Here is a 12,629-nt window from a genome sequence, read left to right on the forward strand (position 1 = left end):
GAGTTTATGTGCCATTTTTACAAGCAGCTTTTTGTTTAAAGGGGTTTGATAATCGTAGCCGTTTTTTTGCTACTACACTCTTTACCTTACTTAGTTTTATTATTTTATCAGCCATTTTCTCTGACACTTTGATAATAAGTATCGTCATTCTTTTTATTTTAACGGCGGTACTTGTTTGTAGCACCAAGCGTCGTTTACATGACGCTCGTTTAACCACAAACTGGCAACTTGTACCTGGCGGGTTATTTTTACTTATAGGCATATTGAGTTTATTTATTGATAGCACAAGTAGCTATTATTTATTTGTTTTACCCTTATTAAGTACGGCACTCCTTCTTACTTACCCTAGCAAAAGTAAAAAACCTAAAGATGCATATATTTTTGGTTATTACGGCCCAGTTGACTTAAGTCGTTATATTAGTGAACCAACCACTCAAGCCAATAACCGTAGAATTGAACCGACTTTAGCGGTTACACAAGGTAATCAACAACAGCAAACGAGCGAAAATATAGCTGAGGTAAATACCATCGCGGCTTTTAATGCTAACCTGAATGAAAATTACTCAACCGGTTATGTTAATCCCCCTGAAAATGATTCTTTTACCGATAATAAACAAACTGATATTGGTGAGCTAATTCGGTTAAAGTTTCTTAGTAATAGACAGTTACAACTAGGTATTATTGCCGCGGTTGCATTAATTTTTATCGGCGTATTTATCAACAGTATCATTAATGCGTTTAACCAACCTGATGAGTTAATAACTCCTGCTAAAATTGCTGAAGAGCAAGTAACGCCTCAAAGCCCCTTAATTGCTTTAGTTGCTGATAGAGACCATTTATTAGGTATGCCCGATAACTTCAATTTATATTTATCACAATACAAGGGTCTAATAATCCATTGGCAAGCTGATAAAGTAAATGATGGCGAACGTTGGTCGTTAGCTTCGGCGAAAGGTGATAAAAGCTGTCAGGAAATTAGTTTTAATAAAGGTGATTCTATTCGACCTTTAGCGGTATTAGTAGAAAATGGTGGTGAATACTTCGCTAGTTTCTCTCCATTAGACAGCGCAGAATTAATACAGGCATTGGCATTTAGAGGTAATTTCACCTTATGTGGTTATAACTTCTCGCTAAAAGGCACGCAGGCAATATTGGGTAAAAATAATCAATATGCACCTTTCTTAGCAACCGATGCATAATTCTCTTATTTATAGCTAACCAAGAAAATTTAATCTAAGAATTAATCTAGCCATAAAATGATTCCTTGATTGTGTACATTACAATGAATGTACACAATCATAATTACCGATATTCATTGGTTAATACTTTTCAGCGATTTATATCAGGCTACTGATACCAATCATCAACAATTTTTTGTATTTTCGTCATATCTAAATGCTGTTGACAGGCTTTATTCACTCGTTCTATTGCTTGCTCTTCTAGTACTTCAATACTTGGTGCTTCTACAACATTAAAACCGACCCAGTCCATAAAGAGTTGTAATGCTTTAGGTTGATCGAATAAACCATGTAAATAACAACCTGCTATTTGACCATCACTGGTGACTAACCCGTGCTTTTCACCTTTAATATTAAGTAAAGGTAGAAACTCAACGTCTTTGCCCCGCTCTTCATCAAAGGTAATAAGCGTGCTTTGCCCTGCATGAATCTCATAACCACTAATGTCTGCACTTTGTTGATTAAGCTGTAATGAACCAACAACATTTATTAGTGTTTTTTCGGCTTCTAATACCGTATTCATGGGGAAATAGCCTAAACCTAGACTTTCCCCTGGCGCGCCCTCTAAACCTTGCGGATCGCCAATTAACTCACCTAACATTTGATAGCCCCCACAAATACCAATTACTTTTCCTTGGTAGCGTAAATGTTTAGCAATATCGGTATCCCAACCTCGTTGACGTAAAAAATGTAAATCACTACGTACATTTTTACTTCCTGGTAAAATAATCAAATCACAAGCAGGAATAACGACTTTATCAGGGCTCTTTTCAGTTGAGGAATCTTCACTAACCGATCCTTTAGCAAATAAAAACTGACAATCAATACCATCATGATGGCGCAGTGCATCAAAGTCGGTATGATTGCTCATGTGCGGATATACTAGAACAACAACACGCACTTTAATTTGGCTGCTGCCACTGTTATCTTGCTGAGTGACTAACGCATCTTCAGAAGAAATATCTAAGCCATGTAAATAAGGTAAAACACCTAAAACAGGTTTATTAGTTTTCTCTTCTAACCATTTTAAGCCTGGTTCAAGTAAGCTAATGTCACCACGAAAGCGGTTAATAATAAAACCTGCTACTCGGTCTTGCTCTGATTGCGACAATAACATTAAGGTGCCAACGAGTTGGGCAAACACGCCGCCTTTATCAATATCGGCAATAATTAAAACAGGACAATCAACAGCTTCAGCAAAACCCATATTGGCAATATCACCTTCACGTAAGTTAACTTCTGCGGGGCTACCAGCACCTTCAACAACAATTAAATCATACATTTTAGTTAAACGTTGATGAGATTCAAGCACAGCTTGCATCGCTTGTTTTTTATATTTTTGGTACTCAGCCGCTTCCATATTTGACGAGACTTTATGGGTAAGCGCTTTACCATGCACAATCACTTGCGCGCCAGTATCACTATTAGGCTTAAGTAATATAGGATTAAAATCAACGTTTAATGGTAAACGTGCTGCTTTTGCTTGCAGAGCCTGTGCTCGACCAATTTCTCCACCGCAAGGTGTAACCGCACTATTGAGTGCCATATTTTGCGGTTTAAAAGGCGCTACTTTAATTTGTAAATCAGCAAACAAACGACATAAACCTGCAACTAAGGTAGTTTTACCTGCATCGGATGTGGTGCCTTGAATCATCAAGGTTTTACCTTGTCTGTTTGGGTTCTCTTTTTGCTGTTTATTATTTTTTAGTACTTGTTCTGCGTGCTTGGTCATTTAAAAATCCTCAAGTAACGGCATCGCAATAGTCGTCACTTGTTGGTGAAATTGTGCATGTATTTGTTCGTGCATGTGTGCACAGCTTTGATGATTTGGTAATGGTTGTATACTTTGATTAATCTTGATACGAGACAGGCTGCCATTAGCTATTTGTAATTGTTGATGCCACGCAGGACTCTTCCAATCAAGCTTTAAAATATGCGCTAATATCATGCGTATAACACCGCCATGGGCAATCACTAATATTCGTTTTCTCTTTTTCGACTTAGTATCAGAACTATTACCAGCACTCATTTCAGAACTAGTATCAATATTCGTAATAGAGTCAGAAGCTAAAAGACTAACCTGTCGTTCAAGTAAACTCTCCCACGCACTGATAATACGCTCATTAAAATCAAATAATGATTCTGCATTGGGTAAAATCACCTTGGCAGGCGCATTAAAAAAACCTTCTAGTGTTGACCAATGCAGCGGTTGTGTTTTAGCGTCAAAAGACACTGTATCGTTAGCCTTTGCTTCATAATACATGTCATCGAAAGCTACTCCGTCAAAGTCACCGAAGTTCATTTCTTGTAATTCATAATCGATAGATAACGGTAACTGACTCGCTTTTGAGAACTCTCTTGCTAGTTTTTGACAACGTATTAATGGTGACGAAATAATGCTCTGATACGTTTTAACCGTACTTTGTTGTGCTATTAAACATTTAAGTAAACGGGCATTTTCTATTAACATCGGCTCTACATCCGTAGCGCCATACAATCCAGCTTTACCGACAACTTTAACATGTCTTATTAAGTCTATTTCAATCATATGCATATCTGTTAGAGTGATTAACTATTATTTAAATCACTAGTTAGCTGAAATGGATTTAATAGTTAACGGAATTCCCGCGGTAACCAAAGTCACCTGATCAGCAATGGCAGCCACTTTTTGATTTAGCCAACCACAATAATCAACATATAAACGCGTTGATTTACCCATTGGAATAACCCCTAAACCAATTTCATTGCTAACAATCACAATATCACTTTTAAAAGCCGTTAAACTGAGTATTAACTTATCAATTTCAGTTTGTAAATGTTGTGTTTGCGCTTCATTGTTTAGGTTTTCAACCGCATAAAGTTGATTGTTTAACCACAAGGTTAAACAATCGAGTAAATAAACGCGCTTAGGATTATTGTTAAGCTCGTTATCAAGTAAACTTAGCTTTTCAGAAAGCGCTAACGGACATTCGATAAGTTGCCAATGTTCCCCTCGGTCAAGTTGGTGCTTGTTGATCCGGCTATCCATTTCACCATCTATTGACGTTGCTGTAGCTAGGTATATAGGTAACTCAGTTGAATTTGCAGATAACGATAAGACTTGTTGCTCGGCAAAACGTGATTTACCAGAGCGTGCACCACCTAAAACAAAATGAATCACCCTGCTACTCCTTGTATAACTAAATTATTAAGGCAAACAAGCAAAGTAAGATAGATAAGCAATTGTGCTATTTGTTGCGCAGCGCCTAAACAATCCCCCGTAAAACCACCAATTTTGACCATAAGCCAACGTTTAAATAAACTGCGAAAAACAATAAGTACAAACGCTATAGAAACAATAATATTAAATGAATAAAAAAGCAGTGGTACAACGCCAATTAATAACAATAGCGTTAATTCAGATGAAGATTGCGCTTGTGCCAACGGTTTGCTTTTACTGGTGTCTGTATCGCTAACATAGGGCATACTTGAAATTAAACTTCCCGCTACTGCACGTGATAAACTTTCTGCCAAAACAATGCTCAGAAGTAAATAACCACTATCAGGCGACATTAGCTTTGCCAATTCAGTTAGCAGGGTAAACTTTAATAACAACGCCATAATCAAGGTTACTGAGCCATATGTGCCAATACGACTATCTTTCATAATACGCAGGCGTCGTTCAATGGCAAAAGCGCCGCCAATACCATCGGCCATATCCGCTAAACCATCTTCATGAAAAGCCCCTGTTAATAATAAGCTCAAGCCCATTGTTAACAATATTGCGATATTAGTAGGTAAGACACTACTAAAAATAAAATAAGCCAACGCCAGCAACAAGCCAATAACAATACCGACCAAAGAGAAATAACGATTTGCTTTATTTAGTAAAACCTCGCTGTATTGCATTGAACTGGGTACTGGTAAACGGGTAAAAAAACTCAATGCTAAATAAAAGAGATTAAGTTGACTCTCACCTTTCTCATTAGCACGCAATTCTTCGATATTACTATCAGTATAAGTGTCAGTATCGGCGGTATGACCATCAAGACTAGCGATTACTTCATCATTATCTTTAGCGTTAGTTTGCCCATTTTTTTGTTCTATCAAACGGTTACTCCCGCACTTTCAAAACTTGCCATATTATTATAAAAACTCGCTGCGGCAGTTATTAACGGTAAAGCTAAGGCGCCACCTGTGCCCTCACCTAATCGTAAACCTAGATTTAATAAAGGTTGAATATTTTGTTTTTCAGATAACTGCTCAGTAAAGGTTTGCGCGGCAAGTAGCTCTTGCAGTAATAACTGATGCGCTTGCTCTTGTGATACATGCGCGAAAACAAGGTAATTAGCAACGTTTTTATCTAAACGTAATGCAACTAATGCGGCAACACTAACAATAAAACCATCGATAACAATAGGCACATTTTCCGCTGCGGAGGTAAGAATAGCAGCAACCATTTGTACTATTTCAAAACCACCTAACTCGGCTAATATGTTTAAAATATCAGCTTCGGTAAATTGAAGTTTTTGTGTGTTATTGCTATTAACATTACTTGAGTTAACATTACTTGAATTAACATTGTTAAAATCAACATTGTCGCCATTACTCGTTAACGCGAGACGTTGTAATGCTTGTTCAATTAACGCTACTTTTTTAGCTAATTGCTGATCAGTAATACCTGTACCGCGACCAACACATTCTACAACAGTTGCCGAGGTTAACGCTGCCATAATAGCCGCAGCAGAGCTAGTATTCGCTATGCCCATTTCACCTAACAATATTAACTCAACGCCTTGCGAAATTTGGTTATTTACTAGCGTTTTTGCTTGGCTAAAACCTTGTTGTACTTGTGCTAGAGTCATTGCAGGCTCTGTAGCAAAGTTATTGGTTCCTGCTCCTAATCTTTGTTCAATCAATTTAACTTCATTGCTTGCTTTAATCGTTACTTCACTTACTTTAGCTGAGTTAAACTGCGGCATTTCATCGGCTGTAACCGCGTTCAGTATTCCACAATCTACCACAGTCAGAGCAATATCATTATTTTGACAAAAGCAATTAATTGCCGCGCCGCCATGTAAAAAGTTAAGTACCATTTGCTTGGTTACTTCACTCGGCGCAATACTTAAGCCTTCAACATTGATGCCATGATCGCCTGCAAAAATCAACATAGAAGGTTTATTAAGGCTTATTTTATCATTAACCTCCAATGGTGAAGTACGCTGCTCAATAGTATTGAGCTGTCTTTGTTTCGTAATCAATGCCAACTGTAAAGCTAATGTTTCTAACGCACCTAAAGCCCCTAATGGTTTAGTTTTGTTGTCAATGGTTGCTTTGATTTGTGATGTATTACTAGTTTTTAAAGGAAAAATTGAGGGCATTTGATTAATCTACATAGTTTAGGGATAAGAGAAGTGCATTATTTTAAGCTATTTAAGTCACTAAAAACATGTTTGTTTTAATCAAAACATGTTTGTTTTAAATCAAAAGATTAGTTATAAATACGTTGTTCACTCTAGCTTCACCCGCCTTAAAAATCAGCAAATATATTTGCGAAAGTTGAAACTAACTTATAATACTTTGTTTACTCACGATACCTACTTTTTTACTTTGCTAATAGAACGGTTAATTAACGCTTAGTTAGTGCGTGAACTAGGAAAAAGAGTTAAAACTCTGTAACATTAAGTGCACTAGTCTTACTATGAACAGACTCTCCCTTAAAATTTTACATCAGGCCGATATAGTTTTATGAAAATACCTTTAAAGACACTCGTTATTACCTCTAGTTTATTGTTAGCAAGTTGTGTAAATCAAAATACAAAAATTTCCAATAACTTAATGCCTACAACTAACGCGTGTGCAAAATTAGAATTAATCAAAAATGATTATTATACTAATTTCAGCTCGTTAAAATCAGAAGAAATTGTTGGCCGAATGAGTAACATGTGGAAAGCTAAATACCAATTATTTGGTGAAAATTGCCAAATATTTTCATGGGGCGGCGCACAACATACCTATTCTTGTAATGTAATAGCACCGGATGAAGAGGCTGCTAAAAAATACTACGAAAATGCTAAAAAAGTTACCCAACAGTGTTTGGGCGATGAGTGGAAGTTTGAAGAAAGTAACAGAGCACGCGATAATGGCCTAAAAGCTACTTTTACTAATGTAGATGCCTCACCTAAAGATTTAGTAACCTTTTCAACACAATTGATCCCTAGTCCTGGGCTTTTTTCAACGACTTGGACTTTATATTATTATATCGGCAACATCCAAGAGCCTAAAAGCTAGTTTTCAAAAACAAAAAGCGGATAAACTTTAAAAGGTTTATCCGCTCTATAATTACTTTATCAAAAGCTACTTTCTCAAAAGCTACTTTATCAAAAATTACTTCATCAAAAGCTAATTCAACAAAGCTAAATCAAAAACTAACTCGCAAATTGAGTGCCGGTTTACTTATAACTAAGTAACCTGAACTCGGGATAATGAATATGTATAACCTAATAATATCAAAACTATTGTTACTCCTCTACAATAGTTTTGATTATTGTCCTTCAAGGCGAGAAAACGAAGCCAATAACTGGTTATTGGGAGTTTTCACAACGCAGAAATACGCATAATTAGCGCTGTTGTAGCATTTTGCTTATCCCGTATTCAGGTTAAGTATCATCACCGTCTAGGGTAACCCCAGAAAATGCCCCTGAGCCACCTTGTTCATTACTACGTAGTTTAATCATTAAACGTAAGTCATTTGGTGAATCGGCATGATGTAATGCATCGGCATAAGTAATTGTACCTTGCTGATAATGTTTAAATAACGCCTGATCAAATGTTTGCATCCCTAGCTCATTTGATTTTTCCATCACTTCTTTGATCCCGCCTACATCACCTTTTTTAATTAGCTCTGAAATATAAGGCGAATTAAGTAAAACTTCGATAGCCGCTACTCGGCTATGTCCATCTTGGGTTGGTACTAATTGTTGAGCAATAATACCGCGCAAATTTAGGGCTAAATCAAATAGTAACTTACCGTGTTGATCCGATGGAACAAGATGCATAATACGGTCAATAGCTTGGTTTGCATTATTGGCATGTAAGGTTGCAATACATAAATGCCCCGTTTCAGCAAAACTTAGGGCATGCTCCATGATTTCTTTACTGCGAATCTCACCAATTAAGATGACATCTGGCGCTTGGCGCAAAGAACTTTGCAGCGCTGCATCAAATGATTCAGTATCTAAACCAACTTCACGTTGGGTGATCATACTTTTACCATGCTCATGTACAAATTCGACAGGATCTTCAATGGTTAATATATGTCCGTGCGAGTTACGGTTACGATAACCAATCAATGATGCCATTGAGGTAGACTTACCAGTACCTGTACCACCAACAAACAATACAAGACCGCGTTTAGACATTACTACATCTTTAAGAATAGGCGGTAAACCTAGGTCATCAACATCGGGAATTTCAGTAACAATTCGACGAACAACCATACCGGCCATATCACGTTGCCAAAAAGCAGAAATACGAAAACGACCAATGTCATCTATTTCGATAGCAAAGTTACATTCTTTTTCAAGATCGAACTGGCGCTTTTGCTTTTCATTCATAGCATCATGAACTAAGCCCAGTGACTCTTCAGCCGTTAATACTAGTTCGTCTATTGGTTGTAATTCACCATTGATTTTGGCGCTTACTCGAAGCTTTGCCGTAACAAACATATCAGAAGCGTCATTTTTTACCATGCGCTCTAATAATTCATGAAGTCTCATTTGTTATCCTTTATTATTATATTATTCACTTTTTCTAACCTCATTACTGGTACTTAAAGCCTAATAACTTGAGAATTGATTTTTATCAACCGCTTTTTCCATTGCGTCTTTCTTAGTGATCATGCCTCTATTAACCAGTCCTTGTAAGCATTGATCCATGGTTTGCATACCATGTTGCATACCGGTTTGAATAGCAGAATACATTTGTGCAATTTTATCTTCACGGATTAAATTTCGAATAGCGGGAACACCAATCATAATTTCATGTGCAGCTACACGGCCGCCGCCAACTTTTTTAATTAACGTTTGTGAAATTACTGCGCGCAATGACTCTGACAACATTGAACGAACCATTGATTTTTCTTCCCCAGGGAATACGTCAATAATACGGTCGATAGTTTTTGGTGCAGAGGTAGTATGCAAGGTACCAAAGACCAAGTGACCCGTTTCAGCAGCTGTCATCGCTAAACGTATGGTTTCTAAGTCACGCATTTCACCAACTAAAATAACATCTGGATCTTCACGTAATGCCGAACGCAATGCCGCCTCAAAGCTTAACGTATCACGATGAACTTCACGTTGGTTAATAAGACACTTTTTATTTTCATGAACAAATTCTATTGGATCTTCAATGGTTAGAATATGATCATTTTTATGGTCATTAATATAGTCAACCATGGCTGCTAAGGTAGTAGATTTACCCGAGCCTGTTGGCCCAGTAACTAACACTAAGCCACGCGGTGTATTTGATATATCGCGAAAAATGTCTGGGCAACCTAAGTCGTCTAGCGACAATATTTTACTTGGGATAGTACGAAATACTGCCGCAGGACCACGATTTTGATTAAAAGCATTAACACGAAAGCGCGCTAAGTTAGGTACTTCAAATGAGAAATCGACCTCTAACTTTTCTTCATATTCTTTGCGTTGGCGATCATTCATTATGTCATAAACTAAGGCATTAACATCTTTCGCATCAAAAGCAGGAATATTAAGTTTACGCACATCGCCATCAACACGAATAGCCGGTGGTACGCCTGTTGATAAATGTAAATCTGATGCTTCATGTTGCACACTAAATGCTAGTAGTTCGGTAATATCCATAAATGCCTCTTTGTTTAGAATGATAAACAGCTATAAGTAGGTGTTTATCGTAATTTACTTAATTGCTTACCTATTAATAGCTACATTTTTTATAAGTAATGATTTAATAGGTAATGATTTAATAGCTATAGAATTATCGCTTATGTATTACTTATGTATTAATAGGCGTGGTCTAATAGGTTATACTAACCAGAAAATAACATAAGTTAAAACAGTTCATTGTATTTTAACGCTATTAAATACTTTTGAGTTAAAACCTTAAACTATATTTAGCTAAAAATTTAACTAAAAATTTAACATGATAAACATTAAAAATAATATTGATAAAATTAAAGCTCAAATTCAACAAGCTTGCCAAGAAAATGGTCGATTAATTTCACATTCAGGTTTATCAAGCTCCTCTTCTCCTGTTTCACTATTGGCGGTCAGTAAAACCAAACCAGCAGCCCTTATTAAGCAGGCTCATATAGCGGGACAAAATGATTTTGGTGAAAACTACCTGCAAGAAGCGTTAGAAAAAATTACTGAATTAGCACACTTACCACATTTGGTTTGGCATTTTATTGGGCCCATTCAATCGAACAAAACCAAACAAATAGCCAGTAATTTTAGCTGGGTGCATAGCGTTGACAGAGAAAAAATAGTGTTACGATTAAATCAGCACCTGCTCAACGATGAAACTCACAATACGCCGCTAAACATTTGTTTACAAGTGAATATTAGTAACGAATCGTCTAAGTCTGGAGTCGCAATTAACGAAGTTTTTGCTTTAGCCGAAATCGTCAACAACTGTGATAAACTCACCTTACGTGGTTTAATGGCTGTTCCTGAAAAAAGTGCAGAAAATGCTTGTTACGAACAAATGCAAAACCTCTTTGAACAACTTAAAAAATCCTACCCCAGTGTCGATACATTGTCGTTAGGTATGTCGAATGATTTAGAGCAAGCCATCGCTCATGGCTCAACTATGGTTCGAATTGGCACCGCCATTTTTGGCGAACGAACAAATAAAACTTAATTTATCTTAGCTGAGTTGAATTAGATTTAACAAAGCTTAACTTATAGGAATATTTATGAACAAGATTGCTTTTATTGGCGCAGGTAACATGGCACGCGCAATTATCATTGGTTTAGTAAACTCAGGCGTTGCGGCACAAAATATAATGGTGGCTAACCCATCAGAAGGTAAACGTTTACAACTTGAGCAAGAATTTGGGGTATTACAAACCAGTGATAACCTAAAAGCCAGTGAGTTTGCTAACGTTATTGTACTTTGTGTAAAACCACATTTTATTGAAGATGTTTGCTCGCAAATAAGTCAGGCTATTGATATTACTGGCAAGTTATTTATTTCCGTTGCAGCAGGTACTACGGTTGCGCAAATTCAAGCAGCGTTAACTAAAGAAAGTGCAACTGAACTTGCTCCTGTTGTACGAGTTATGCCAAATACGCCATCTCAATTGGGTTTAGGTATGAGTGGTTTATATCCATCAAAAGAAGTAACAGCAGAGCAAAAAGAAAGTGCTGATACTTTAATGACTGCTGTTGGTAAAGTCATTTGGTTAGAAACTGAAGCTAAAATTAATGATGTTATTGCTGTTGCCGGCTCAGCACCAGCGTATTACTTCCTGTTTATGGAAGCGATGGAGAAACACGCAATTACTTTAGGTTTTAGCGCAGAAGAAAGCCGTATGTTAGTTCAGCAAACTGCGTTTGGCTCTGCACAAATGGTTGTACAAAATAGTGACTTGGAAATCAGCACCTTACGTGGCAATGTTACATCTAAAGGTGGTACTACACATGCTGCAATCGAAAAATTTAAAGAGCAAGGTATCGATGAAATGGTAAAAAACTCAATGAATGCAGCGATTGCCCGTGCTGAAGAAATGGCTAAATAATTATTTTCATCATAATATTCAATTATCTAAAATTAGTAGCACTATAAATTAAGTAGAGGAAAAACCATGGAAGCAATTATTTATTTGCTTAGATTCGTATTCGACGCTTTATTAATGATTTTAATCGTTCGTGTGTGGTTGCAATGGGTGAAGGCTGACTTTTACAATCCGTTAAGCCAGTTTGTTGTTAAAGTAAGTAATCCATTAGTTGTACCACTGCGCCGCATCATTCCTGGATTTGGCGGGCTTGATCTAGCCACTTTGCTACTCGCTTATGCTGTAGCTACGTTAAAATTTGTTTCACTAGCGGCATTATCAGGACAAAGTCTTGGGGTTTTCGCCTTTTATATCGGTTTATTAGCCTTGTTCAAACAAGCTGGATTTTTATTATTCATTATCATGATCATTATGGCGGTTATGAGCTGGGTGGTACAAGGTTACAACGCTACATTAATGGTGCTAAGTCAATTAACTGAACCATTTTTAAATCCTATTCGTAAAATAATTCCTAACATGGGCGGATTAGATTTATCAATGCTAGTGGCTTTCTTAGCGATGAATGTCATTAATATATTATTGTCAAATTCATTACCTTATTGGGCCGCATTGTAAGCGCTAAGGCACTGCTTATA

At 36.9% G+C, this 12,629-nt stretch carries 12 protein-coding genes; 5 read left to right on the forward strand and 7 right to left on the reverse strand.

The window, feature by feature from the left end:
- Window positions 1–8: 8 nt before the first annotated feature.
- On the forward strand, window positions 9–1,199 hold the full coding sequence (locus CWS31_RS05240; protein ID WP_101345128.1) for a DUF805 domain-containing protein: 1,191 nt from the start codon (window positions 9–11) through the stop codon (window positions 1,197–1,199).
- Window positions 1,200–1,347: 148 nt separating this feature from the next.
- Here the strand turns inward: CWS31_RS05240 and CWS31_RS05245 are convergent, their stop codons facing one another.
- Genes CWS31_RS05245 through CWS31_RS05265 form a run of 5 tightly spaced genes read right to left on the reverse strand, consistent with a single transcriptional unit; the run spans window position 1,348 to window position 6,598 of the window.
- Window positions 1,348–2,970: a cobyric acid synthase gene (locus tag CWS31_RS05245; RefSeq protein ID WP_101345129.1), complete on the reverse strand. Its 1,623-nt coding sequence runs from the start codon at window positions 2,968–2,970 to the stop codon at window positions 1,348–1,350.
- Window positions 2,971–3,786, reverse strand: coding sequence for a histidine phosphatase family protein (locus tag CWS31_RS05250; protein ID WP_101345130.1), 816 nt, complete (start codon window positions 3,784–3,786; stop codon window positions 2,971–2,973).
- Window positions 3,787–3,825: 39 nt separating this feature from the next.
- Window positions 3,826–4,398 (reverse strand): bifunctional adenosylcobinamide kinase/adenosylcobinamide-phosphate guanylyltransferase, encoded by a 573-nt coding sequence (gene cobU / locus CWS31_RS05255; protein WP_101345131.1) that lies wholly within the window; start codon window positions 4,396–4,398, stop codon window positions 3,826–3,828.
- Window positions 4,395–5,327, reverse strand: a complete 933-nt coding sequence (locus CWS31_RS05260; RefSeq protein ID WP_342780219.1) for an adenosylcobinamide-GDP ribazoletransferase — start codon at window positions 5,325–5,327, stop codon at window positions 4,395–4,397. The genes cobU and CWS31_RS05260 overlap by 4 nt, the downstream gene beginning before the upstream one ends.
- The gene (locus tag CWS31_RS05265; protein ID WP_101345132.1) at window positions 5,324–6,598 is read right to left on the reverse strand and encodes a nicotinate-nucleotide--dimethylbenzimidazole phosphoribosyltransferase; all 1,275 of its coding nucleotides are present in this window, start codon (window positions 6,596–6,598) and stop codon (window positions 5,324–5,326) included. The genes CWS31_RS05260 and CWS31_RS05265 overlap by 4 nt, the downstream gene beginning before the upstream one ends.
- A gap of 367 nt (window positions 6,599–6,965) precedes the next feature.
- On the opposite strand from CWS31_RS05265, the gene CWS31_RS05270 reads away from it, so the two are divergent.
- Window positions 6,966–7,508: a hypothetical protein gene (locus tag CWS31_RS05270; RefSeq protein WP_101345133.1), complete on the forward strand. Its 543-nt coding sequence runs from the start codon at window positions 6,966–6,968 to the stop codon at window positions 7,506–7,508.
- 368 nt (window positions 7,509–7,876) lie between these two features.
- Here the strand turns inward: CWS31_RS05270 and CWS31_RS05275 are convergent, their stop codons facing one another.
- Both CWS31_RS05275 and CWS31_RS05280 read right to left on the reverse strand, forming a co-directional pair.
- Window positions 7,877–8,995, reverse strand: coding sequence for a PilT/PilU family type 4a pilus ATPase (locus tag CWS31_RS05275; RefSeq protein WP_101345134.1), 1,119 nt, complete (start codon window positions 8,993–8,995; stop codon window positions 7,877–7,879).
- A 60-nt stretch (window positions 8,996–9,055) separates the two neighbouring features.
- Entirely contained in the window at window positions 9,056–10,099 is a 1,044-nt protein-coding gene (locus tag CWS31_RS05280; protein ID WP_101345135.1) for a type IV pilus twitching motility protein PilT, read from the reverse strand.
- A 298-nt stretch (window positions 10,100–10,397) separates the two neighbouring features.
- On the opposite strand from CWS31_RS05280, the gene CWS31_RS05285 reads away from it, so the two are divergent.
- From CWS31_RS05285 to CWS31_RS05295, 3 genes are all read left to right on the forward strand, one after another.
- Entirely contained in the window at window positions 10,398–11,117 is a 720-nt protein-coding gene (locus CWS31_RS05285; RefSeq protein ID WP_101345136.1) for a YggS family pyridoxal phosphate-dependent enzyme, read from the forward strand.
- A gap of 55 nt (window positions 11,118–11,172) precedes the next feature.
- On the forward strand, window positions 11,173–11,997 hold the full coding sequence (proC, locus tag CWS31_RS05290) for a pyrroline-5-carboxylate reductase (RefSeq protein ID WP_101345137.1): 825 nt from the start codon (window positions 11,173–11,175) through the stop codon (window positions 11,995–11,997).
- 66 nt (window positions 11,998–12,063) lie between these two features.
- Window positions 12,064–12,609: a YggT family protein gene (locus CWS31_RS05295; protein WP_101345138.1), complete on the forward strand. Its 546-nt coding sequence runs from the start codon at window positions 12,064–12,066 to the stop codon at window positions 12,607–12,609.
- Window positions 12,610–12,629 lie beyond the last annotated feature (20 nt).

Source organism: Colwellia echini (assembly GCF_002843355.2).
GTDB classification, from domain to species: domain Bacteria; phylum Pseudomonadota; class Gammaproteobacteria; order Enterobacterales; family Alteromonadaceae; genus Colwellia; species Colwellia echini.